Annotated in this window: 18 protein-coding genes, 1 tRNA gene and 1 pseudogene; 9 read left to right on the top strand and 11 right to left on the bottom strand. The window is 48.0% G+C overall.

Annotated features, from left to right (window positions below):
• Positions 1-7 precede the first annotated feature (7 nt).
• From OLMES_RS28475 to OLMES_RS00830, 5 genes are all read right to left on the bottom strand, one after another.
• The gene (locus tag OLMES_RS28475; RefSeq protein WP_087459496.1) at positions 8-1,783 is read right to left on the bottom strand and encodes an acetate/propionate family kinase; all 1,776 of its coding nucleotides are present in this window, start codon (positions 1,781-1,783) and stop codon (positions 8-10) included.
• 89 nt (positions 1,784-1,872) lie between these two features.
• Positions 1,873-2,430, bottom strand: a complete 558-nt coding sequence (locus OLMES_RS00815) for a rhomboid family intramembrane serine protease (RefSeq protein WP_087459497.1) — start codon at positions 2,428-2,430, stop codon at positions 1,873-1,875.
• Entirely contained in the window at positions 2,427-2,777 is a 351-nt protein-coding gene (locus OLMES_RS00820) for a hypothetical protein (protein WP_087459498.1), read from the bottom strand. Before OLMES_RS00820 ends, OLMES_RS00815 begins: the two co-directional genes overlap by 4 nt.
• 102 nt (positions 2,778-2,879) lie before the next feature.
• Positions 2,880-3,569 carry a PspA/IM30 family protein gene (locus OLMES_RS00825; RefSeq protein ID WP_087459499.1) on the bottom strand — a complete coding sequence of 230 codons (690 nt, stop codon included), beginning with the start codon at positions 3,567-3,569 and terminating at the stop codon, positions 2,880-2,882.
• Positions 3,570-3,595: 26 nt separating this feature from the next.
• The gene (locus OLMES_RS00830; RefSeq protein WP_087459500.1) at positions 3,596-4,003 is read right to left on the bottom strand and encodes a YjfI family protein; all 408 of its coding nucleotides are present in this window, start codon (positions 4,001-4,003) and stop codon (positions 3,596-3,598) included.
• A 253-nt stretch (positions 4,004-4,256) separates the two neighbouring features.
• Here OLMES_RS00830 and OLMES_RS00835 point away from each other — a divergent pair, with 253 nt between their 5' ends.
• The 4 genes from OLMES_RS00835 (at position 4,257) to OLMES_RS00850 (ending at position 12,503) form a co-directional block, all read left to right on the top strand.
• Positions 4,257-4,904 carry a hypothetical protein gene (locus OLMES_RS00835; protein ID WP_087459501.1) on the top strand — a complete coding sequence of 216 codons (648 nt, stop codon included), beginning with the start codon at positions 4,257-4,259 and terminating at the stop codon, positions 4,902-4,904.
• A gap of 47 nt (positions 4,905-4,951) precedes the next feature.
• Positions 4,952-7,003, top strand: a complete 2,052-nt coding sequence (locus tag OLMES_RS00840; protein ID WP_198343174.1) for a hypothetical protein — start codon at positions 4,952-4,954, stop codon at positions 7,001-7,003.
• Between the two features lie 70 nt (positions 7,004-7,073).
• Positions 7,074-12,356, top strand: a complete 5,283-nt coding sequence (locus tag OLMES_RS00845; RefSeq protein ID WP_087459502.1) for a DNA repair ATPase — start codon at positions 7,074-7,076, stop codon at positions 12,354-12,356.
• Between the two features lie 70 nt (positions 12,357-12,426).
• Positions 12,427-12,503 (top strand) — tRNA-Arg (locus OLMES_RS00850).
• Between the two features lie 450 nt (positions 12,504-12,953).
• Here the strand turns inward: OLMES_RS00850 and OLMES_RS00855 are convergent.
• On the bottom strand, positions 12,954-13,937 hold the full coding sequence (locus OLMES_RS00855; RefSeq protein ID WP_087459503.1) for a transposase: 984 nt from the start codon (positions 13,935-13,937) through the stop codon (positions 12,954-12,956).
• A 115-nt stretch (positions 13,938-14,052) separates the two neighbouring features.
• On the opposite strand from OLMES_RS00855, the gene OLMES_RS00860 reads away from it, so the two are divergent.
• Positions 14,053-14,445, top strand: coding sequence for an Imm1 family immunity protein (locus OLMES_RS00860; RefSeq protein ID WP_087459504.1), 393 nt, complete (start codon positions 14,053-14,055; stop codon positions 14,443-14,445).
• A gap of 211 nt (positions 14,446-14,656) precedes the next feature.
• Here OLMES_RS00860 and OLMES_RS00865 read toward each other — a convergent pair whose 3' ends face one another.
• Entirely contained in the window at positions 14,657-15,640 is a 984-nt protein-coding gene (locus tag OLMES_RS00865) for a transposase (protein WP_087459505.1), read from the bottom strand.
• 172 nt (positions 15,641-15,812) lie between these two features.
• Here OLMES_RS00865 and OLMES_RS00870 point away from each other — a divergent pair, with 172 nt between their 5' ends.
• The 3 genes from OLMES_RS00870 (at position 15,813) to OLMES_RS00880 (ending at position 19,170) form a co-directional block, all read left to right on the top strand.
• Positions 15,813-17,129, top strand: a complete 1,317-nt coding sequence (locus tag OLMES_RS00870; RefSeq protein WP_087459506.1) for an RHS repeat domain-containing protein — start codon at positions 15,813-15,815, stop codon at positions 17,127-17,129.
• 14 nt (positions 17,130-17,143) lie between these two features.
• Positions 17,144-17,623, top strand: coding sequence for a hypothetical protein (locus OLMES_RS00875; protein WP_087459507.1), 480 nt, complete (start codon positions 17,144-17,146; stop codon positions 17,621-17,623).
• A gap of 188 nt (positions 17,624-17,811) precedes the next feature.
• Positions 17,812-19,170: an IS1182 family transposase gene (locus tag OLMES_RS00880; RefSeq protein WP_087459508.1), complete on the top strand. Its 1,359-nt coding sequence runs from the start codon at positions 17,812-17,814 to the stop codon at positions 19,168-19,170.
• A gap of 91 nt (positions 19,171-19,261) precedes the next feature.
• Here the strand turns inward: OLMES_RS00880 and OLMES_RS00885 are convergent, their stop codons facing one another.
• From OLMES_RS00885 to OLMES_RS00895, 3 genes and pseudogenes are all read right to left on the bottom strand, one after another.
• Entirely contained in the window at positions 19,262-19,816 is a 555-nt protein-coding gene (locus OLMES_RS00885) for a DUF4291 domain-containing protein (RefSeq protein ID WP_087459509.1), read from the bottom strand.
• Between the two features lie 254 nt (positions 19,817-20,070).
• Positions 20,071-20,796: pseudogene (gene tnpC / locus OLMES_RS00890) on the bottom strand (IS66 family transposase); the annotation flags it as partial.
• A 206-nt stretch (positions 20,797-21,002) separates the two neighbouring features.
• Complete coding sequence (locus tag OLMES_RS00895; protein WP_087459510.1) at positions 21,003-21,986, bottom strand: transposase; 984 nt, start codon at positions 21,984-21,986, stop codon at positions 21,003-21,005.
• A gap of 164 nt (positions 21,987-22,150) precedes the next feature.
• On the opposite strand from OLMES_RS00895, the gene OLMES_RS00900 reads away from it, so the two are divergent.
• Positions 22,151-22,681 (top strand): SMI1/KNR4 family protein, encoded by a 531-nt coding sequence (locus tag OLMES_RS00900; protein ID WP_087459511.1) that lies wholly within the window; start codon positions 22,151-22,153, stop codon positions 22,679-22,681.
• 234 nt (positions 22,682-22,915) lie between these two features.
• Here the strand turns inward: OLMES_RS00900 and OLMES_RS00905 are convergent, their stop codons facing one another.
• Positions 22,916-23,899, bottom strand: a complete 984-nt coding sequence (locus OLMES_RS00905) for a transposase (protein WP_087459512.1) — start codon at positions 23,897-23,899, stop codon at positions 22,916-22,918.
• Positions 23,900-23,973: the final 74 nt, after the last annotated feature.

Genomic DNA, 23,973 nt, shown 5'->3' on the forward strand with positions numbered 1-23,973 from the left:
TCCCGCTCTATCCTTTGGCCCGTTTGGTTAAAATGGCGGCATCAGCAAAATCAATCCCGGTATAAACCAGCTCTCCGCTGACACCGCGAGACAGTTCCGCCGCATTTCCTTCATCCGTATCAATGTGCATTTCCAGCCGGTAAGCCGGACTTACACGTACCAGCACATCGCCAAAAACGAGATCCCGTGGGCCACCCGTAATCGCCACTTCGACTTCATCACCATCTTCAACGCCAAAACGGCGTGCATCATCGGTATGCATATGGATATGACGACGGGCACAAATTAAACCCTCGACCAGATCCACAGTACCATTGGGGCCTTCCAGCGTAATCGGTGCAGAACCCTGAGTGCGCCCGGAATCGCGCACCGGCGCATCAATCCCCAGGAAAAATTCATCGGTACGAGACACTTCAACCTGATTCTTGCCTCGCAGTGGGCCCAGAACCCGAACCCCGTCAATCCGATTGCGCGGGCCAATCAAATTCACTTTTTCAGCACTGGCAAACTGGCCTGGCTGAGAAAGGTCTTTGTAGTGACTTAGTTCCGCATTCGGACCAAATAACGTTGCGAATGTGGCTTTGTCGAGATGAACGTGACGCGCGCTGACCGCAATCGGTATCGCTTTGGCTTGCAGGGAATCCGGATTATTATCGCTGTTTTGCTGATTTACAATCTGAGTGGTTTGTTTGGCGATCATCAGCTCTTCATTGGTCTTGACCACGAGGGCTTTAACAGTGGAAATATCCCGGCAAACCAGAGCGGCAGGTTTATTGTGGCTGACTTTGGCATCGCCGTTTTTATGCTCATCAAAGCGCAGGCCCATGTAGTCAAAGCGTTGTAGAATCCGTTGGCGCATGGTGACACTGTTTTCGCCAATCCCGCCGGTGAGAATGATCGCATCCACACCACCCATGGCAGCACTGTAGGCCCCGATGTATTTGCGTGCCCGATAGACGAACATATCAATGGCCTGCCGGGCGGGTTCATTACCTTCCACCGCCGCTTTTTCGATTTCCCGAAGGTCGTTACTGAGTCCGGAGACGCCCTTCAGGCCACTGTTTTTGTTCAGAAGGTTATCGACGTCATCGATGGAATAACCGCTGCGCAGCAAGCCCATAATCGCGCCAGGGTCGATGTCCCCGGATCGTGTCCCCATCATCAGCCCTTCGAGTGGCGTCATTCCCATACTGGTGTCCACCGAGTGGCCATATTCCACAGCGCAAGCACTGCAGCCGTTGCCCAGATGGAGCGTAATCAGGCGGAGTTCGTTGAGTGGGCGGTCGAGAAACTCGGCTGCTTTTTGGGCAACATAGCCATGGGATGTACCGTGAAATCCATATCGGCGGATACCCTCTTTGCTGGCGATAGCCCGATCAATAGCATAGTGCGCGGCTTTGGCGGGCATTTGCCCGTGGAAAGCAGTGTCGAAAACGGCCACTTGGGGTAAATGGGGAAGGGCGGCCCGGGTTGCTTGTATTCCGGCGAGATTGGCGGGATTATGCAAGGGGGCGAATTTGACACAGTCTTCAATGGATTGGATAACATCATCGCTGATCAGTGCTGCATCCTTGAAAGCTTCTCCACCGTGCACGACACGATGCCCCACGGCATGAAGCTCAATGTGATCTGCTTGTGCCAATAATTGCTGGAAAGCCTCTTCGTAGCTGCAGGTTTCACCGACCCGTTCGATCAATCCTTCCAGCAGGACTGCTTCTGTCTGTGTAGAGACCACCTGGTACTTCACACTGGAAGAGCCACAGTTAACGACTAAAATATTCATGGGTAATCCATCCTTGCGGGTTCTGATTTTGAGCGGGTTTTGTCAAAAGTTTAAGCGTCGTTCAATAAGTTCGGTTTAATAAGCGCTGTTTAAGTCGGTGCGGAGGGCTGCTTTTTCCGTGCTTGCAGCCGGGCACTTAAAAAACCGGCCAAAGCGCCAAATATATGGGACTCAACGGAAATCGTCTTTTGCAGGTGAATCAGTCCCCATGCTAAACCGCCATAGAGAAACAGTGTGGCGAAGGCAATGACAATACTCTTTAAACTGCGGTGATAAAAGCCGTAACTGAGCAGAAAAGCCCACCAGCCAAAAATAAGCCCGCTGGCACCTACGTGGGATGCTTTCCGTCCGAAGATCCAGGTCAGGGCACCTCCGACAAGTACGATAAATATCGTGGTGCGCCACCAGGTATCCTTGCCGATATAGCCAACAAACGCCCCTAAAATTACAAAGGGTACGGTATTGTTCAACAGGTGCCAGATATTGCCGTGCAGGAACGGGGCGGTAAAGATGCCCAGCAGGCCGACGGGGGTTCGGGGTATCAATCCCAAATAGTTTAAACTGTGGGCCAGAATGATATTGATGCCCTCTATGCCCCAGAGCACCAGAACCAGCGCAATCATGCGCCGCCAGGGGGTAAGTGTCACTTTGTGTTGTCCTCGCCAGTCGTGGATGTTCGTTTGTGCTTTACGTACTCGATGATTGCTTCGGCTGCTTTTTTCTTGATCGCGAGATGGTCAGAGGGTGGCAGGTCAAATTGCTCTGCCAGCAAGGCGAAATCGTCTTCGTGCAGGCTTACCGTCAGGCGTGGACGTACCGGCTTGCCGCTGTAGGGCAGGCCCAATATCCGGCGAATCTGGTCGGAAGGGGTCAGGTGATGGTGCAGTGCTTCTTCGCGCACTGCAATTTGAACGTCTTCGGACACGGAAAAAGCCACCTGGGTTGCTTTTGCCGCCGTTTTCTCTTTTTCCCAACGCTCTACTTTTTTAATCATAAGGGGATTACACGGTTAGGGACTTTGGTCGCGTGATTCAGAGCGTGAGGCCCTCAGTGGGAGGGCCTGCCGGGGAACGGACTACCATCAGCGACAATCGAATTAGCTCGATTTTGATTTCAGTCTTGCCAGAATGGCGGCAGCGCTGTTTGGATCAGAGCCGATTCCGGCACTTTTCAGCTTGTCATCCAATGATGTCTCGCTGGTTTCCGCAGCCAGTATATCACCGGCTTCCATTCGATCCTGACGATCGGTTTGTCGCTGCTTGATTCGGTCCAGAGATTCCCGTGCTGAACTCAGTTTGGAATCTTTATTGGCAATGTTTTCCGTGACCTGAATCGTGGCACGTTGCACGCTTTCTGTGGTTTTGACGATGGCCAATTCCCGCTCATGATCAGCAATGGTGGAACGGGCCTTGGAAATTTGCGCTTTTAACTGATCAACATGACGGGTAAACGTGCTCACAATATTCTGTTGTTCACTTAATTCACCTGAGATGCGCGCAAGTCGTTCAGCCACTTCCAGGGCCAGTGCTTCTTCGCCTTTTTCCAGGGCCTGTGTCGCGTAGCGCTCATTTTCCACAACCTGTTCTTTGAGCTGTGAGATGCGACGTTCGGTTTGCATCTTTTTCGCCATGACTTCGGTTAAATTGCGCTCTGCGTTACGCAGTTCTTCCTTGGCGTCGCGAATTTCCTGCTCAAAAATACGAATGCCGTTGGCATCGACAACCGCTTCCCCCATTTCGCGTACACCACCACGAAATGCAGTCATAATTTTCTTTAGTACGCTCATCTTCGTTCTCCTGATTCAGTGAATCGTTACGCTAAGTATTCTTCCAGTGCTTCCAACGCATCGCGTGCGTTCTGGGCGAGAACCACTATTTCACGCAATATGTTTTCCGGTTTGGATGTTCGCGATAATGCGCCATACACCGCATACTGATTGCCGATCTTCGCGAAAGAACTCAAGGGCATGGCGACATTGGCTTCAAGCATTTGTTCATGAAGCTGGGGCCGTTGCTCCTCTCGAATCTCACTCTCATTGAACAGGTAACCAATACAGAGAATTTGTTCTTCCGTCACGGTGACATACACTGGAATTTCATCCAGATCGGACACCAGTACCTGTAATACTTCCTGTTCACCATCGAATGGCAAACAATTGAAGGTATGTCCATTGAACTCTGCTTCTGCGATAAAGAGTGTCAGTTCGTTGAAACTTTCCATTTTTCCTCCTGCGGAGCACTTAATGTCTAAGGGATGTAGCGTTGAGTAAACCCGATACGTACTGTACCTTCAAGCTTAGCTCATTGCGCCAGCTTCCATGCCTGCCTGTGTTAAAAAAAGGCTCATTCGTCTTATATCGAGCTATTCTGAATAACATATCTTCATTTGCGTCGAGATAAAACATTATCGCTTGACATAATATGTCCTTGTCCGACATATTATGTCAAGCGGTTTTTTTTCAGGGAGGTGATAAATGGAAAAATTTTTGATGGTCGTGGCGTCATTCCCCACAGTGTTGTGGAGCATCCTGTTGGGGGTTGTCTGTCTTTACTGGTTATTGGCCGTTATCGGCATGCTGGATATTGATGTGTTGGATCTGGATATTGACCTCGATGCTGATACCAACGTGGAAGGTCTGGCTGGTTTGATGGTGACGCTGGGTCTGACCGGTGTACCGCTGACAATCGTATTTTCCCTGCTGGTGTTGCTCGCCTGGCTGGTGACCTATTTTGTGTCGCTGTTTACCCTCTCCTGGTTCCCGGGTGGATGGTTGTCCATTCTGCTGGGCATCCCTGTTATCGTGCTCAGTCTGTTAGTTGCGGTTCCCCTGACTGCACAGCTGATCAAGCCCCTCAAACCCCTGTTTAAAAAACTGTATCACACCCCTGCGCAGCGATCATTGGTGGGCCTGAAGTGCAAAATCCGTTCAATGGAAGTGACTCCGGAGCGAGGCGAAGCCATGCTCTCACTGGATGGCGCAGATATGATTTTGAAAGTAAAAACCCAAGGCGGAGCCGTGTTAAAAAATGGTGAAACCGGAGTGATCGTTGAGCATCGGGAAGCGGAAAATGATTATATCGTGGTTCCGGAAGCAGAATTTGAAGCCCATCTAAACAATTAATATAAGCAAGTATTAGCCGGTAATTAGTTCAAACAAAGGAGAGTGTTATGGATTTGTCCATCGTCATGCCCATCTTGGTAAGTGTGGGCGTCATAATTGGCATCATACTGGGCATACTCGCCCTGTTTAAAGCCTTCTACATCAAAGTCGAACAGGGACAGGCGCTGATCGTAAACGATATGAGTCCGAAGCCCAAGGTGCACTTTACGGGTGCCATGGTACTGCCAGTTATCCACAAGAAAGAGGTCATGCAGATCTCGGTCATTACCCTGGAAATCGACCGACGGGGTAAGGATGGGCTTATTTGTAAAGACAATATGCGGGCCGATATTACTGTGGCGCTGTATTTACGGGTAAATGAAACCCCGGATGATGTGCTCCGTGTTGCTAAAGCGGTCGGTGTGGATCGGGCTTCCAGTAAAGCCGCCGTAAATGAGTTGTTTAATGCAAAGTTCTCTGAAGCGTTGAAAACCGTCGGTAAAAAAATGGACTTTCTCGATCTGTTCGAGAACCGGATCGGTTTCCGTGACCGGATTGTGGAAGTCATCGGTGATGACTTGAACGGCTATGTACTGGAAGACGTTGCAATTGACTATCTGGAACAAACCCCCAAGGCACAACTGGATCCAACCAATATTCTTGATTCCGAGGGGATTCGCAAAATCACCGAAATCACGGCTGGCTGTAATGTTGAAACCAACCGCCTCGAGCGGGACGAAGAACTGGCCGTGAAGAAAAAGAATGTCGATGCGCAAGAGCAGATGTTGGAGCTGGACAAACAGAAAGCTGATGCTGAAGCACGACAAAAGCGGGAAATCGAAACCATTCAGGCGCGGGAAGAGGCCGAAACTCTCCGTGTGAAAGAAGAAGAGCGCCTCAAGTCGGAACAAGCCCGTATAGAAACCGATGAGAAGCTGGCGATTCAGGAAGAGAACAAGCAGCGTCAAATTGAAGTGGCGGCAAAGAATCGGGAGCGCACCATCGCCATCGAGGAAGAGCGTGTCGAGAAAGCCCGTGAGCTGGAAGCGGTTAACCGGGAACGGGAAGTCGCCATCGAAAGTATTCAGAAAGACAAGGCGGTGGAAGAAGAGAAGAAAATTATCGCCAATACGGTCAGTGAACGGATTGCCGTGGAGCGCAAGGTTGCGGAAGAGGAAGAAAACATCAAGGATGTCCAGCGTCTCTCGGAAGCGGAACGGCACAAGAAAGAACGTATTCTGGATGCAGAAGCCGAAGCACAGGAAGAGCTGGTGAAAGAGGTCAAACGCGCGGAAGCGGAGGAGCAAAAAGCCACCCACAAAGCCCGTGAAGTCAACACCATGGCTCAGGCGGATCTGGAAGCATCCAGCAAGCGGGCATTGGCACAAGAGAAAGAAGCAGAAGGGCAAAAAGCCCTTGAAGCGGCGCCGGGACTGGCGAAAGCGCGGGTGATGGAAGCCATGGCAGAAGCCAAAGAGCGTGATGGTCTAGCCGAAGCGAATGCAAATCAGGCCCGGGGTCTGGCGGAAGCCAAAATCATCGCGGAACAGGCTGAGGCGATTAAAGCTCAAGGATTATCGGAAGCCGTGGTTATCCGGGAGAAGAAACTGGCTGAAGCGGAAGGCTTGAAACAACTCGGTACCGCAGAGGCAGAAGCGTTGCGCCTGAAAGGTAAGGCTGAAGCGGATACCCTGCGTGATAAGGGCGTGGCGGAAGCTGAAACGGTGCGCGAACGAGGTATTGCAGAGGCAGAAGGCCTGGTGCAGAAGTTCAAGGCACTCAACAACATGGATCCCGGCGCTATCGAATTCGAGCGTTTCCGAATGCAGCTTGAGGTGGATCTGAAACAAATGCTGGAAGCGATTGAAGCCAATAAATCGGTTGCCAAAGATCAGGCGGAAGTGCTCAGCGCGGCTCTGTCGAATGCCAATATCGATCTGGTCGGGGGTGAAGGTGATTACTTTAACAGCTTCGCCAAATCCCTCGGGCTGGGGAAAGCCATTGAAGGCATGTTGGAGAAGTCGCCCCATTTGAAGAGTGGCCTCTCGAAACTCGTCGGCCTGGCCGATGGAATGTCTGAACCTGCAGACACGTCTGCCAAAAGCGATGGTGCCAAGTGAGATGAAGATCGTGCGCTTCATACCGGCACGTAGAGCGAAATGACCGAGATTGGAAACAGTAGGCGGAAATATGGAAACCGACGCAAAACTCGATAATGCGGTTGCCACTGGTAATGCATATGACGTGTTAAAACGGCGCTTGAACGAGCAGGCGGATACCCTGCTCAGTTCGGTCAATGATCTAAACGCACGTCGGGAAGCGGAATTTGGTGCCAGTGCTCTTGATATCAAGGGCCGGGCCCGAATTCGTACGGAAAACAACTGTGTGGCCCGGGATATCATTCGCGTCGGGGACTGGATGTTGTTTGGCTACAATGTTTTTCTGGGGTTGAAAACAGACACGAAAGTCGATGATGTTTTTACGCTGTTTCAACTGGAGGAAACCGAGTCCGGATTCGATATTCACCCCTGCGATGCAACCGGTACATTTCTCGATTATCCCGAATTTAAAACCCACTTTTCGGAGCTGTATAAATATTACAAGCATGCCCGGCTGGTTGAGTTGAAACTGCAAAATGCCATGTTACTGGCCAGTTTCCAAATCAGCGACCGGGTGACGGATATTAAAGTGTTTCGCTGGAGCCTGAACCCTGATGGCTCCGTTAAAGATTACATTGATAACCGGGGTGAGCGTGATATCGCCCCGCCGCCTACCCATGATTTTGAATGGCTTGAGGCGGATCGCCAGCAGTTTGTTGAAGGTCGGCATCCCCATCTCAACATTGATGATGTGCTGTTTATCGACAACATACAGGGTACGATCACTTTTAAAATCGAAAACAATACGGATACCGGGCACGGTATTTTCAGTGAGCCTGTGGAAGATGAAAATCAATCTCTGGATGATGGTGAGTTCGGTTACACCAAAGTGGGTGATCTCTATGTTGTGAAAATTCTGCCTTATCGGGAAAATCAATGCCGCTTTTATATTTTCAACCCCCTGTTGGAGCAGGTAATCCGGGTTGATGATATCGGAGATGCCTGTCGTCGTTTGCCCGAGGATCATGGCCTGATTTTTCCCAATGGTTATTACCTGAGTACGGGAGAATTCAAATCTTTTGATCAAGCCTTCACTGACCTGCATTTTCGCCGGATGGAAAAATCGCCCAATGGAGAAGATGTGCTCTATGTTTTCTATGAGCCAAAAGAGGGGCGGGTGGTACTGTACAGCTATAACCTGATTCGCAAAGCGATTGATAACCCGTTATCCGGTCATGGTTATGCCTTGTTCCCGGACGGTTGCTTGCTGTTGTGTTACGCCGAAGATGAGCCAACCCGCTTGCATCCGGTCCAGATCTGGCAAACATCGTTTATGTCAGATGAATATGCGTTGACGACCGGGTCATCAAACAGCGAATTGGGACGTATTGGTAATCCTGAACTGGTGCGCGGGATTGCTGATTTACGCACAATCTATCAATTGGCGTGTAAAAATCAGGTTTCTACCGCGCATTTCGCGGAATTGATTCGCCAGCTGGATCGGCTTTTTGATCATTATCACTGGTTGGACAATGAGACTTTGGGGCAGTTTGAACCACAACTTCGACATCTGCGGGAGTCCGTAGAGCAGATTCTGGATGAATATGAGAAAGTTGCGGCGCTACAAAAACAATCTTTGCAGGCGCTCAATCAGGCGGGTGAAAAAGTCGATGAGATCATTCGTAACATTCAACCGGATGCCTGGCATACCCCGCTTGAGTTTATTCAGTCCCTGCAACAAATTCGTCTGCAGCGGGGTCACCTTACCACTTTGCAGAGCCAACGCTATGTCGATAAGAACCGTTTGGCTGAACTGGACGGGCGTTTGCAAGCCCAGGAAACCCGGCTCAGCGAATTAACCGCAACGTTTCTGCAGAAAGACAATGCGCTTGAGGTTTATGATAAAAAACTGCAGAGCTTGCAGGAAAAGTCTTCTTCAGTCACCAATCGCAAAGACTTAAAGCCACTGCTGACAGAATTTGCCGAGTTGGCAGCGGGCCTGGAAATGGTCTCGGAACTGGTGGCGGGGCTGGATATCGATGATGTAGTGGTCAAAACCCAGATCATCGAGGATTTATCCGCCTGGTTTGCGCGTATCAACCAAGCCAAGGCACGTACCGAAAATCAGGCCAAATCCCTGGGGGCGGCGGAAGCCAAAGCGGAGTTTGCGGCTCAATTCCGATTACTTGATCAGGCGGCTCAAAGTGCGCTGGGACAGGCGAACAGCCCGGACAAATGTGACGAATTACTGGCACGGGTGATGTCCCAGCTACAAGAGATCGAAGGCCAGTTCAGTGATTTTGATGAATTTCTTGCGGATTTGATCAACAAACGGGAAACCCTTCAGGAATCCTTTGAGCGGCGTCGACAGGCATTATTTGAAGAGCAGCAACGGCGCGCCCATAACCTCGCCGAGGCGGGTAAACGCATATTGCAGAGCATTGAAAAACGCTCCCAGCAGATTGCCGAACTGGATGCGCTAAATGCATTTTTTGCCAGTGATCCACTGTGTCAGAAGATCCGCGAGCTGATTGAGCAGTTGCGCGCGGCACAGGCTGCGGTTCAGGCGGATGACATTGAGGCCCGTCTCAAGGCTGCTAAAGATCAGGCGTTGCGAGGCCAACGGGACAAGGCTGAATTGTTCGAAGGTGACGGCGCTATCGTCCGCCTGGGTAAACACAAATTTTCGGTGAATCGCCAGGAATTATCGGTGACGGTTATCCCCCGTGAGGATGACCTGTACCTGCATTTAACCGGAACAGACTATTTTGAGGCCCTGGCCAATCCAGATCTGTTATCGGCCAAGCCATATTGGCAAATGACCATCGCCTCGGAAAATGATCAGGTCTACCGTGCAGAGTTTCTGACTTATCTCTGCTGGCAGCAAATTCAACACGGTGAGGGCGGCTTTGCCGGGAAATCTGCGGAACAATGGTTGCAGGATGAAAAAGCGCTTTCGAGCGCCGTGTCCCGTGAAGCAGGAGCGCGGTATCAGGAAGGGTATGAAAAAGGAATTCATGACCACGATGCAATGAAGCTTCTGGTTGCGTTATTGAAGCTGGAGCAGGAAGCAGACCTGTTGCGCTATCCAGGGCGGGTTCGAAGTCTTGCGGTTATGTATTGGGCCAACCATCAGAGTGCAGCGCTTTGCCAACGTTACCGTATTCAGGCTCGGGCCGAGCATGACCGGCGTAAAGCATTTACTCGCGGGGGTGTAAGTGAGGTGCTTCTGGAGAGCGTGGCGAGTGAGTTGCAACAGTTTGCGCAAGCCACCCTTTTGAACTACTCCCCGCGCGAATGTGGCCAGGCCGCAGACTATCTGGTCGCGGAACTGGGGCAGGAAGAACTCAGCTTTATTCAAAGTCAGGATGCAGCGCAGCTTGTAGAGCTGTTCACTGATTTCCTGAAAGCGCGGAATCTATGGTCCCGTTACCAGTCGACCCTTGGTGAATTGAAAGGCCTGCCCGGTGAACGCTGGCGTTTGACTGAAGCCTGGTTAACGGATTTTATGGCTCAGTTGATATCAGAAGGGCAGGAAAATTCGGATGCGCTACAGCGCGCCCTGCAAGAAGCCATCAGTCTGTTGAATGGCGATAATCGTGTCAGCCGACGACCGCGTATTGCCCCCTTGGCATTGCAGGTAGAGGGCTTGCTCGGGAATCATCGCCGGTTAGAGACGCAGACTTTAACCCTGCAACTCGACGAATTTCTTGATCGTCTGGATCGGCATAGCCGGGAAATCATTCCCGCCTGGAAACAGTATCTGGATTTGAAGCAAGCCGCCGTCAATGCTGCCCGGGAGCGCTTGCGAATCAGTGAATTTATTCCCCGTCCATTGACCTCGTTTGTCCGTAACAAATTGATTAACGACTGTTATTTGCCGCTCATTGGTGACAATCTGGCGAAACAGATGGGCACTGTGGGTGAAAACAAGCGAACAGACCTGATGGGGCTGTTAATGATGATTTCGCCACCGGGTTACGGTAAAACCACATTGATGGAGTATGTGGCCAGTCGCCTGGGGTTGATCTTTATGAAGATCAATTGTCCATCTCTGGGTCACGATGTGATTTCCCTCGACCCGGCGCAAGCGCCCCATGCTACTGCGCGTCAGGAATTGCAAAAGCTCAATCTCGCTTTGGAGATGGGCAATAACGTGATGTTGTATCTGGATGATATCCAGCATACTCACCCGGAATTTTTACAAAAATTTATTTCCCTGTGCGATGGTACCCGGCGAATTGAAGGGGTCTGGCAGGATAAAACCAAAACTTACGACTTCCGTGGCAAGAAAATGTGTGTGGTCATGTCCGGCAACCCTTATACCGAAAGCGGTGAGGCCTTCAAGGTTCCGGATATGCTCGCGAACCGGGCGGATATCTATAATCTCGGGGATATACTGGGTGGCATGGAAGAGGCGTTCGAGCTGAGTTATCTGGAAAACTCAATGACCTCCAACGCCGTGCTTGCACCCCTGGCGACACGCAGCCAACAGGATTTCTATCGATTCGTAAACATGGCGAAGGGCAAGCCGGTAAACACCTCTGATTTCGAGCAGGATTACAATGCCGCAGAAACCCGCGAAATTACCGAAACCCTGAAACGCATGCTCCGGGTTCAACAGGTCGTGCTCGCCGTGAATCAGGGCTATATTGCCTCCAGCGCACAAGCGGACCAGTACCGTACCGAGCCCCCCTTCAAACTGCAGGGCAGCTATCGGAACATGAATAAATTGACCGAGAAAGTTTCTGCGGTCATGACCGATGCCGAACTGGAGCAATTGATTGATGACCACTATCTTGGCGAATCGCAACTACTCACCCAGGGAGCCGAAGAAAACCTGCTGAAACTGAAAGAAATGCGAGGCGTCTTGACTGAAACCGAGTCCGCCCGATGGCAGACCATCAAGGCGGACTTCCGGAAAAACCTGCAAGCCGGTGGCGCTGATCAGGATACCGGGCAAAAAGTTGTCCGGCAGCTCATTAACATTGCCGATGCATTGCAACATCAAGTACAGCAGCAAAAACTGCTTCAGGAACAGGAATCTCAGGGCCAATCCGGGCAGGCTGGAGACGTAGCCCAAGCCACAACGGACTCGCAGCTTGAGATCCAACAAGGCTATATCGATGCCTTACAGACCTTGGTAAAACGCATGGAAAGCCTTACGGCAGCTGCGCCAGAGGTCAATGTCACCGTTGACCAGCCACCGCAACAAGAACTGGAAAAAACCATGGCGGCCATCGCGAAAACCTTCAACGAAAGCCTGGTGCCACTGGTGCAACTGATGAACGGTAAAATGGATCTGGATTTGAAAACCCATAAAACCATGGCTAAAGTGTTGGAGACATTGGGCGATTTCAAGGGAAATGGCTAAACGCAAACTTTTTCCCATAGGGGCTAGCCATTCCGGCCTGGCTCCTTTATAATCTCGCTCCTCTACTTAAGCGCCCGTAGCTCAGCTGGATAGAGTAGGTGGCTTCGAACCACTTGGTCGGGAGTTCGAATCTCTCCGGGCGCGCCACTTCCTTTGTTTTTTCTCCGTTTGTCATGCGAATGAATTATCCGGAATTCGTGTCTACGAATAATTCGGAATGAATCTCTACCAATCACCCTTAAACCTCTATAAATCAAAAATCTAAGCCGCATTTCAAGTTAGCTTTCTACTTCTGAAAACCGTAATGTCGACGAGCTTTATGGGGTGTAGATCTATTTACTTTATAAGTCGTATTTTTTATGTGCGTATTTTTTATGTGGACACCCACTCGTAAATTTCAAACGAAATTTCAAACGGCAGTTTACGAAATTGGGCATGCCACTCAGCGCTGAGCGGCCGCAAATTGCGGGTAAAAGAAAAACTATCGCGGTGATGTGGAAAGAATAGTACTGGAAGGGGCGTGAACGGTAAATTTCGAGCGTAAAGAGTCCCCGAGTTGCTCGGTGATGCTTCAGACGAGATGAAAAAGAGGGTGTCTTAAGTCGAAAATAAACTTCGATATTTCGCCAAACCAGAAACTCGCTGGTGGCCAAGGGTCTTACTGGCGATTTTCACCCGGTCAGCATGGCCCACGAAGGTTGGAAATAATGATTCCAATTTCCCGGTGAGTTGCATCCACTGTGCTTCGTTGATGTTCAAGCGTTGCAGGATGGGGGGGAGTGTTGTTGAGATCGATCCGCGCTTGTCTTCCCGTTGAATGCGCCCGGTCCAATCAACCAGTTCCAAGTAATCTTGCAAATTAAACTGAAGTCCATCCGGTTGGTCTTTTCTGGAGTTTCCGACGAAGGGGAGCAGGTAATCCGGTTGATAGCGTGAGTCTGATTTTGCTGCTCTAATTCGCTTTTGAACGGAGGTGTGATCCGATGATTCTGGTGAATTGGCAATGCCTGCTCGGATCGGGTTCAGGTCGACATAGGCAAGACAGGCTGCTACAGCTTGTTCATCCAGTAGTGCCTGGCATTTGAAGCGGCCTTCCCAGAATCGCCCGGTGCATTGGTCTTCCTGATTGGCTGCTCGTGCAATCGGCTCATTTAATGACCGCATGAACCAGCTGATATCCTGTAGTCGCGCTCGCCATAACTTAGCCAGAGTAGTGATTTGATTGAGCTCACATTCGAGCAGTGTATCGCCCTTTAGAAAACGTTTAGAGACCGTTGTTCCGGCAAAAATACAGTGCCAACGTTCAATAACGTCTCTTGTACTCCAGTTTTCGGCTTTTGCTTCGTTAATACGGAGCACCGTATGGGTGTGGTTTGACATCACAGCAAAGGCACAGACATCAATAGCAAAGGTGCGTGCCAAGAGGATCAAACGATCCTCGACCCACTGTCTACGGTGTTCATAGCTTTTACCAGTGTACTGATCAATACCACAAAGGAAACTGCGACGTACGCAACGGGAAATGCAATGGTAGTAGGGCGTTGCATCGAGAGAAATTTGTGCTTTCCTTGGTTTTGGCATGTCTTCAGATCCTTTGAAGAGTGGCAGTTCTGTTTGAATATACAGTAATTTTAGAGTGGGTCAATATTTCGAGTGGGTGTCCTGTTAAATTTTGATTAGATAAGAGGAATATGGTTTGAAAGTTAAGGCTCAATGGACAGATTGGAATCAGACTTTTCGTAAGGAAGTTTCAACTTATGATGAAGCGAGAACAATAATTGATAGGTTAAAAAAAACAATAGATCCACCTGCAATGGTTGAATTTTTTGATAATAGCAAACGCGCCATTGCAATTGGAATTGGTAGAAATGTGTCTGTGGTAACCTACCAAGACTCACTTGATCCTCCATATTTAATTAGTTTAGGTGAAAGGGAACAGCCTGGTACTGAATGGTTTTGTTATGGAAACGAAGAGTCAGAATATTTAGGAAGGAATTTAGTAAGTATTACATTGGCAGACAACGCTCTAAAGTGTTTTTTTACAAGCAATGAACGGCCCTCAGTTTTGAAATGGGAACAGTTGGAATAACGAGGACACCCACCTATAAGTTTCAAACGTCGGATTACGGAGCTTGGTAAGTCACTCAGTACGTATCTGGCGCGTATTGCAGGTAAAAGGGAAAACTATCGCGCTGAGGTGGCGAGTTTTATGCTGGAAGGGGCGTGAACGAAAAATCCCGAGCGTAAAGTGTCCCCGAGTTGCTCGGTGATGCTTCAGACGAGATGAAACAGAGGGTGTTTTAAGTCGAAAATAAACTTCGATATTTCGCCAAACCAGAAACTCGCTGGTGGCCAAGGGTCTTACTGGCGATTTTCACCCGGTCAGCATGGCCCACGAAGGTTGGAAATAATGATTCCAATTTCCCGGTGAGTTGCATCCACTGTGCTTCGTTGATGTTCAAGCGTTGCAGGATGGGGGGGAGTGTTGTTGATATCGATCCGCGCTTGTCTTCCCGTTGAATGCGCCCGGTCCAATCAACCAGTTCCAAGTAGTCTTGCAAATTAAACTGAAGTCCATCCGGCTGGTCTTTTCTAGGGTTTCCGACGAAGGGGAGCAGGTAATCCGGTTGATAGGGTGAGTCTGATTTTGCTGCTCTAATTCGCTTTTGAACGGAGGTGTGATCCGATGATTCTGGTGAATTGGCCATGCCTGCTCGGATCGGGTTCAGATCGACATAGGCAAGACAGGCCGCTACAGCTTGTTCATCCAGTAGTGCCTGGCATTTGAAGCGGCCTTCCCAGAATCGCCCGGTGCATTGGTCTTCCTGATTGGCTGCTCGTGCAATCGGCTCATTTAATGACCGCATGAACCAGCTGATATCCTGTAGTCGCGCTCGCCATAACTTAGCCAGAGTAGTGATTTGATTGAGCTCACATTCGAGCAGTGTATCGCCCTTTAGAAAACGTTTAGAGACCGTTGTTCCGGCAAAAATACAGTGCCAACGTTCAATAACGTCTCTTGTACTCCAGTTTTCGGCTTTTGCTTCGTTAATACGGAGCACCGTATGGGTGTGGTTTGACATCACAGCAAAGGCACAGACATCAATAGCAAAGGTGCGTGCCAAGTGGATCAAACGATCCTCGACCCACTGTCTACGGTGTTCATAGCTTTTACCAGTGTACTGATCAATACCACAAAGGAAGCTGCGACGTACGCAGCGGGAAATGCAATGGTAGTAGGGCGTTGCATCGAGAGAAATTTGTGCTTTCCTTGGTTTGGGCATGTCTTCAGATCCTTTGAAGAGTGGCAGTTCTGTTTGAATATACAGTAATTTTAGAGTGGGTCAATATTTCGAGTGGGTGTCCAGTTAAATTGTAACAGGAACCAACACCAGTGATAATGTTTACAAGTATGATTTAAACGGTAACTTGATTGAAAGTGATCGTTACACTGTGATGTACACAACCTTCAATAAACCGGAAGTTATTTCGACAGCATCAACCAGCACGATATTTTCATATGGCCCTGAGAGATCTAGGTATAAAAAAGAAACCGATACAAGTGAAATAACGTATTACGTTGGGTCTGGACTTTATGAAGAAGTTGAAAATGGTGCAATCACAACACAGAAAGTTTTCATTGATGACTTTTTGTTAGTTAAATCTGAGGGTACTGAAACGGAGTATAACTATATCCATCGGGATCACCTAGGTTCGGTGGTCGCAATGAGCGATCAAGATGGAAGGACTATACAACAATTTTCATTTGAGCCATTCGGGGAGCGTAATCCCGATAACAGCGATTATACAAATCGTGGTTTTACAGATCATGAGCACTTGGGAGACTCCGGCTTAATTCATATGAACGGGCGGGTTTATGATCCGGTCATTGGGCGGTTTTTGTCGCCTGATCCGTTTATTCAAGATCCGTATAACAGTCAGAACTACAATCGTTACTCTTATGTGCTGAATAATCCGTTGAGTGCAACTGATCCTAGTGGTTATCGCTATGCAGGTTTCGCAGATGCAGGGGCTCCGGAGTTAAATATTGTTGATCCATGGACTCCGACATACACTGGTGATTTGTTTACGGATTTAGGATTAGATTTTCAGGCGGCCTTCCATAATATTCCCGCTGGAATCGTAAATAGAGGACTGGCATTCGCATCAACACCATCGATTTTATATTCTGAGTTCAATGACGTATCGATATCGCAAGCTGATCAAGACTTGTTCGGAATGGCTATGTCAGTGGCTCCTTTACTTGGAACCGCAGATTTTCTATTCAATCCTGGGTCTTTTTTTCGCATGGCGGGTAAATCGCTTAAAGGTGCGCCGAGTAGCATTGGCGTTCCGTTCTCGCGATCCTCAAATCCATTGGATACAGTTTTAGAGCTTGATTCTCAAGGTAATGAAATCATGTACAGAACTATGTCTGAGCAGCATCTACGAATTTTAGAGGAAACAGGTCAATTGGCTCATACCGGTGAAACATCACTATCTCCATTATTAGCATATTCAAGTCAATATAATGGAATTACTGTTAGAATTACCACTAAACCAGGTACGTCTGCTCAACTACAGGAAATAGGAATAGCGGCAAATGAACCTGCTGCATTTGAATTACCGCACTTATCGACGCAAACTGGTCCTTGGGTTCAAACGCATGCTAGATTTAAAGTAGAAAAAGGGCAAATGACTACTCAGCTAGGACAAGGTAGAGCTCTGGAAATATTCAACAAAAATATTATCGATTTTGAGCCACTTTATTAAAGAGGAGTTAGTAAATGTTTTTAAACCTGGAAGATTCTCCTGTGCCACTGAAGATGGTTTATTCTTTAGCGGAGGATCTCAAGAAAAATCCCGATCGTATTCGGTTGGCCCATGAATTAACTCTAGATTCTTCTAAACCACGCATGGGGCTTAAAGGGAGTCATGGTCTTTTTGCTTCAAATGAGTGGTGGAATAGTATTCGAGAAGGAAAGATCCCTATAACGATTATCTCTGGTGTGATTACGCAGGCTTATGTATCTGGACAGGATTCCATTGAAGACAATAATACTGTTGATTTGCGCTTAAGTGATGGCACTACAGAGACGATAGGGATTTACTCAAACAAAAAAGAGGATATATCCTTGTTTAAAAAGGGATGTATGGTGCAAGTAGCCTACGCTTTGGATGAGCTAAAAAGGCAGCCTGCTCGAAATGGTAGAATTAACTATTCAAAAGTTGCTTTGGAGTTGGCAATTTCTGAAAATGAGGGATAAAGTGCTTCGATTAATTAATCCATCATGAGGTTAGTTATTAAATGAGTTGGCGTTGGATATTCTGTCTCCTTTGGCAATATAAGTTTCGCTGCTTCTAGGCGATTGTTTTCTACTAGGAGTCTGTCGGATTATTCACATCAAATCGGTTAATATAGAAGATCCCAAAAACACAAATAAGACGAACAAATATGGCTGTTCAGTTTAAACAATTAGACAGAAAAACTCCTTATTTACTACCCCCAAGCGTACAAGACTATTTGCCCGAAGATCACTTGGCCTGTTTTGTCGTTGAAATTGTCGAACAACTGGATTTAAGCGCATTCACTGATGTTTATTCTGGCAGAGGAAAAAAGCCTTATCATCCAGCCATGCTGGTCGCACTATTATTCTATGGCTATGCCACCGGCGTTTTCTCAAGCCGGAAGTTGGAGAAAGCAGCATACGATTCCATTGCTGTGCGCTACATCTGCGCAAATTCTTATCCCGATCACGACACGATTGCCACCTTTCGCAAGCGGTTTCTAAAAGAAATCGAGGGATTGTTTGTCGATATTCTACTAATCGCTGAAACGATGGGGTTACTGAAGCTGGGCACTGTAAGCCTTGACGGTACTAAAATCAAAGCCAACGCCAGCAAGCACAAGGCACTGAGCTGGGAATATGCCAACAAGCTGGAAGAGCAGCTTAAGGCGGAAGTTGTAGAACTGATGCAAAAGGCTGAAGAGGCCGACAACGCTACGCTACCTGAAGAGATGAACGTGCCTGAAGAGTTGGCGCGCCGCGAGCAGCGATTGAACACCATTGCGCAAGCCAAGAAGAAAATTCAGGCCCGCGCCAAAGAGCGCTTTGAACGTGAACAAGCCGCATATGAAGAAAAGGTGGAACGGCGCAAATGCTATGAGGAAGAGACGGGAAAAAAGCCTAGAGGGCGTCAACCTGTCGCCCCTTCTGAAGGGCCGCTGCCCAAGGATCAAGTTAATCTAACAGATGAAGAGTCGCGCATTATGCCGACACAGGGCGGCTTTGAGCAGGCTTACAACGCTCAGGCAGGTGTTGATATTGAAACGTATCTCATTGTGGAGCAGCATCTGAGTCAGTCCCCAAATGACAAACTGGAAGTCTCTTCCACGCTGGAGAATCTTGATCAGTTACCGGAGAGCCTGGGGGCGGTTCGTCAACTGCTTGCCGATACGGGTTACTTTAGCGAAGCCAATACCGAGAAATGTGAATCGGCAGGTGTTGAGCCCTTAATACCCGAAAAACGCCATCACCACAATTTGCCGCTTAAGGAACGCTTAGCCGAAGATCAGGAAGCGCCAGAGAATCCGACAGCAGTTGCGGCGATGAAACACCGCTTGCAAACCAAGGCAGGTCGAGAGGCATACGGCCAAAGGAAGTCCACCGTAGAAACGGTCTTTGGAATAATTAAGCATGTTCTTGGTTTTCGTCAATTTTTACTGAGGGGTTTTGATTCAGTGCAGAGTGAATGGAGTTTAGTGTGTCTCGCTTGGAATCTGAAGCGAATTCATGCGTTAAAGGTGGCTTAAGGTCGTAAACAAAAGCTTTGTAGGAAGCATTTTTCGTTTCCAAAGCTATCGAAAAGCCCCGGACTTAGATATATGCTCGATCAACTAAAATTCAACCGGCTATGTGACTGAGGATGGTTTGAGTTTTGCCAATCCGACAGACTCCTAGTGAGTGAATTTCTTTTGCAAGTTCACTTACTTCATCGATATTCTGGATCCATTTATTGACATAAAGTTGAACGGCTTCGTTGGTTAACCCAATTTGGATGGCTCTGTGACTTAGTGGATTCAAATTTAGATCGCGCTCTGGGTCCCACTGGATTCGAACTGGCGTTGAATTTTTCAACCTTAACCACTCTTCTTTATCCTGGTAGTAATAGGCTTTGTGGCTGAGTAAACTATGACCAAGGGCCCATTCAAATCCTGCTCTTGATATGTCAATGGCTAGGATGCGTTTTTGATTGTCGTCTTTTTTACCCCAGCCAGAGCGATACATCATCCATAGGAATGAGGGCTTTATCCAGGTCATACGTCCCATTTTGAATGGTGGTGAAATAAATCTTCCATTTTCGAGAGCGCTGCTTGCTATTGAATCGCTGAATGCTTGGTACACCCTAATTGTATTTTCATCATACATAGCGCGTATTTGTCGAGTGGGGATTGCCATTTTTGATCCTCCGACGGTTTTTGAAATTGGATGAAGAAAAACCACTTAAATACAAAAGTGTGAATAGGCAATCTAATTTATCATCAATTAAATATGCGGTAGCATGTTATTGATGCTTGTTTATAATGTGTCCAGCATCTTGGTACCAAGTTTGGGTGATGTGTTAGCCTCGCCGAACCCATATCATGTATCTTTGGTTTCTAAGTTTCCTATAACGAATCCTTTGTAAGCGCCGTTAAATCGACACACTTCCCCTAACTGTATTGAGCCACATTTTTTAAAGAAGATTCCAGCACGACATTCCACGGTAACAGGGCCTCAAGTTTCTCAACCGTATCCGCCTCACCGATTCGATTCAGAACATAATGGATGTAAGCAGAAGGTTCCAGTTGGTTGGCTTTAGCGGTCTCGATCAAGGAGTAGCAGGTCGCACTGGCTCTGGCACCTTGGCTTGTATCAGCAAACAGCCAAGCGCGCCGGCCTATGGCAAAAGGACGTATCGCATTTTCTGCCAATGCATTGCTGATATTGAGATAGCCTTTCTCACAATATCCTATCAGATAAGGCCACTGGTTTAAGGTGTATTCCATGGCCGTACGGGTGAGCGATCCTTTCATGACCTTGCTGACGTTTTTCTCCAGCCAGCTCTTGAATTCGTTCAGCAGTGGAACACTCATTTCCTGACGGACACGGTACCGTTCAGCCTCTTTTCGATCCTGTATCTCGCGCTCTATTGCGTAGAGCTTTCGAATGTAACTCAGTGCCATGTCGGCCTTGCTGACTTTGCCTTTTTTAGTTTTGCTGCTATTCGGTGCACCCTTGATGGCTTCAATATACTTACGTCTGGCGTGATCCCAACAGCCAATACGAGTAATATCGTTTTCACGACATACTTTGGCATAACCTGCATACCCATCGGCTTGCAAGGTGCCCGTAAACCCTTCCAGCAGGCGAACAGGAACATTCCCCGAAAAACGAGGACACCCACCCGTAAGTTTCAAACCTCGGATTACGGAACTTGGTATGTCACTCAGTACGTAGCTAGCACGTATTGCAGGTAAAAGGGAAAACTATCGCGTTGAGGTGGCAAGTTTAATGCTGGAAGGGGCGTGAACGAAATATCCCGAGCGTAAAGTGCCCCCGAGTTGCTCGGTGATGCTTCAGACGAGATGAAAAAGAGGGTGTCTTAAGTCGAAAATAAACTTCGATATTTCGCCAAACCAGAAACTCGCTGGTGGCCAAGGGTCTTACTGGCGATTTTCACCCGGTCAGCATGGCCCACGAAGGTTGGAAACAATGATTCCATTTTCCCGGTGAGTTGCATCCACTGTGCTTCGTTGATGTTCAAGCGTTTCAGGATGGGGGGGAGTGTTGTTGATATCGATCCGCGCTTGTCTTCCCGTTGAATGCGCCCGGTCCAATCAACCAGTTCCAAGTAATCTTGCAAATTAAACTGAAGTCCATCCGGTTGGTCTTTTATAGGGTTTCCGACGAAGGGGAGCAGGTAATCCGGTTGATAGGGTGAGTCTGATTTTGCTGCTCTAATTCGCTTTTGAACGGAGGTGTGATCCGATGATTCTGGTGAATTGGCCATGCCTGCTCGGATCGGGTTCAGGTCGACGTAGGCAAGACAGGCTGCTATAGCTTGTTCATCCAGAAGTGCCTGGCATTTGAAGCGGCCTTCCCAGAATCGCCCGGTGCATTGGTCTTCCTGATTGGCTGCTCGTGCAATCGGCTCATTTAATGACCGCATGAACCAGCTGATATCCTGTAGTCGCGCTCGCCATAATTTAGCCAGAGTAGTGATTTGATTGAGCTCACATTCGAGCAGTGTATCGCCCTTTAGAAAACGTTTAGAGACCGTTGTTCCGGCAAAAATACAGTGCCAACGTTCAATAACGTCTCTTGTACTCCAGTTTTCGGCTTTTGCTTCGTTAATACGGAGCACCGTATGGGTGTGGTTTGACATCACAGCAAAGGCACAGACATCAATAGCAAAGGTGCGTGCCAAGAGGATCAAACGATCCTCGACCCACTGTCTACGGTGTTCATAGCTTTTACCAGTGTACTGATCAATACCGCAGAGGAAACTGCGTCGTACGCAGCGGGAAATGCAGTGGTAGTAGGGCGTTGCATCGAGAGAAATTTGTGCTTTCCTTGGTTTTGGCATGTCTTCAGATCCTTTGAAGAGTGGCAGTTCTGTTTGAATATACAGTAATTTTAGAGTGGGTCAATATTTCGAGTGGGTGTCCTGTTAAATCGTTAATGGAGGTATAAATGGGTTTAAGCTTGATGTAACAGTTTTGAATCCTCCAGGAATGTGACTAAACAAAAATGAGTAATATTGAAAATCTAAAACACATATTGAATCCTCCTCTGGATCCATTGGAAACAGATACAGACTGGGATCCGGTGGAAAATCAACTAGGGATTAAGCTTCCTCAAGACTATAAAGACTTTATTACTAGTTACGGTACAGGTTCGGTCGATAGTTTTTTATGGATTTTTAATCCCTTTTCTAAAAACCAAAATATAAACTTATTTAAGTGTTTGGAAACTTATAGAGAAGTTTTTGAATATCTTGATAAAAATACAAGTGAAATTGCTATATTTTCGTTATTTCCCGCTGCACGTGGGTTATTACCCTTTGCCGCGACTGACAATGGTGATGTTTTATTTTGGTTAGTTGACGGTGATCCCGAAAACTGGTCGATTGTCATAAATGATGCTCGGCAAGATGAGTATGAAAAATTTGATGTGTCTTTGGTGGCGTTTCTAACCGATATTCTGTCCAATAAGCTAAAAAGTGATGTCCTACCCGTTGGTTTTCCGACAGAAAATCCATCTTTTAGATCAATTTGTTGACATTCACTTTTTAAAGATATTTTATGAAGACACCCACTCGTCAGTTTCAAACGGTAGTTTACGCAATTAGGTATTTCACTCAGCGCTGAGCGGCCGCAAATTGCGGGTAAAAGAAAAACTATCGCGGTGATGTGGAAAGAATAGTACTGGAAGGGGCGTGAACGGTAAATTTCGAGCGTAAAGAGTCCCCGAGTTGCTCGGTGATGCTTCAGACGAGATGAAAAAGAGGGTGTCTTAAGTCGAAAATAAACTTCGATATTTCGCCAAACCAGAAACTCGCTGGTGGCCAAGGGTCTTACTGGCGATTTTCACCCGGTCAGCATGGCCCACGAAGGTTGGAAACAATGATTCCATTTTCCCGGTGAGTTGCATCCACTGTGCTTCGTTGATGTTCAAGCGTTTCAGGATGGGGGGGAGTGTTGTTGATATCGATCCGCGCTTGTCTTCCCGTTGAATGCGCCCGGTCCAATCAACCAGTTCCAAGTAGTCTTGCAAATTAAACTGAAGTCCATCCGGCTGGTCTTTTCTAGGGTTTCCGACGAAGGGGAGCAGGTAATCCGGTTGATAGGGTGAGTCTGATTTTGCTGCTCTAATTCGCTTTTGAACGGAGGTGTGATCCGATGATTCTGGTGAATTGGCCATGCCTGCTCGGATCGGGTTCAGATCGACATAGGCAAGACAGGCCGCTACAGCTTGTTCATCCAGTAGTGCCTGGCATTTGAAGCGGCCTTCCCAGAATCGCCCGGTGCATTGGTCTTCCTGATTGGCTGCTCGTGCAATCGGCTCATTTAATGACCGCATGAACCAGCTGATATCCTGTAGTCGCGCTCGCCATAACTTAGCCAGAGTAGTGATTTGATTGAGCTCACATTCGAGCAGTGTATCGCCCTTTAGAAAACGTTTAGAGACCGTTGTTCCGGCAAAAATACAGTGCCAACGTTCAATAACGTCTCTTGTACTCCAGTTTTCGGCTTTTGCTTCGTTAATACGGAGCACCGTATGGGTGTGGTTTGACATCACAGCAAAGGCACAGACATCAATAGCAAAGGTGCGTGCCAAGTGGATCAAACGATCCTCGACCCACTGTCTACGGTGTTCATAGCTTTTACCAGTGTACTGATCAATACCACAAAGGAAACTGCGACGTACGCAGCGGGAAATGCAATGGTAGTAGGGCGTTGCATCGAGAGAAATTTGTGCTTTCCTTGGTTTTGGCATGTCTTCAGATCCTTTGAAGAGTGACAGTTCTGTTTGAATATACAGTGATTTTAGAGTGGGGTCCTGTTAAATTT

It is taken from the genome of Oleiphilus messinensis (genome assembly GCF_002162375.1).
Lineage (GTDB): Bacteria > Pseudomonadota > Gammaproteobacteria > Pseudomonadales > Oleiphilaceae > Oleiphilus > Oleiphilus messinensis.

Bases quoted from the DNA above. Each gene is read 5' to 3' on its own strand.
- OLMES_RS28475 (WP_087459496.1), bottom strand. From the start codon at position 1,783: ATGAATATTTTAGTCGTTAACTGTGGCTCTTCCAGTGTGAAGTACCAG.
- OLMES_RS00820 (WP_087459498.1), bottom strand. From the start codon at position 2,777: ATGATTAAAAAAGTAGAGCGTTGGGAAAAAGAGAAAACGGCGGCAAAA.
- OLMES_RS00825 (WP_087459499.1), bottom strand. From the start codon at position 3,569: ATGAGCGTACTAAAGAAAATTATGACTGCATTTCGTGGTGGTGTACGC.
- OLMES_RS00830 (WP_087459500.1), bottom strand. From the start codon at position 4,003: ATGGAAAGTTTCAACGAACTGACACTCTTTATCGCAGAAGCAGAGTTC.
- OLMES_RS00835 (WP_087459501.1), top strand. From the start codon at position 4,257: ATGGAAAAATTTTTGATGGTCGTGGCGTCATTCCCCACAGTGTTGTGG.
- OLMES_RS00840 (WP_198343174.1), top strand. From the start codon at position 4,952: ATGGATTTGTCCATCGTCATGCCCATCTTGGTAAGTGTGGGCGTCATA.
- OLMES_RS00845 (WP_087459502.1), top strand. From the start codon at position 7,074: ATGGAAACCGACGCAAAACTCGATAATGCGGTTGCCACTGGTAATGCA.
- OLMES_RS00855 (WP_087459503.1), bottom strand. From the start codon at position 13,937: ATGCCAAAACCAAGGAAAGCACAAATTTCTCTCGATGCAACGCCCTAC.
- OLMES_RS00865 (WP_087459505.1), bottom strand. From the start codon at position 15,640: ATGCCCAAACCAAGGAAAGCACAAATTTCTCTCGATGCAACGCCCTAC.
- OLMES_RS00870 (WP_087459506.1), top strand. From the start codon at position 15,813: ATGTACACAACCTTCAATAAACCGGAAGTTATTTCGACAGCATCAACC.
- OLMES_RS00875 (WP_087459507.1), top strand. From the start codon at position 17,144: ATGTTTTTAAACCTGGAAGATTCTCCTGTGCCACTGAAGATGGTTTAT.
- OLMES_RS00880 (WP_087459508.1), top strand. From the start codon at position 17,812: ATGGCTGTTCAGTTTAAACAATTAGACAGAAAAACTCCTTATTTACTA.
- OLMES_RS00885 (WP_087459509.1), bottom strand. From the start codon at position 19,816: ATGGCAATCCCCACTCGACAAATACGCGCTATGTATGATGAAAATACA.
- OLMES_RS00895 (WP_087459510.1), bottom strand. From the start codon at position 21,986: ATGCCAAAACCAAGGAAAGCACAAATTTCTCTCGATGCAACGCCCTAC.
- OLMES_RS00900 (WP_087459511.1), top strand. From the start codon at position 22,151: ATGAGTAATATTGAAAATCTAAAACACATATTGAATCCTCCTCTGGAT.
- OLMES_RS00905 (WP_087459512.1), bottom strand. From the start codon at position 23,899: ATGCCAAAACCAAGGAAAGCACAAATTTCTCTCGATGCAACGCCCTAC.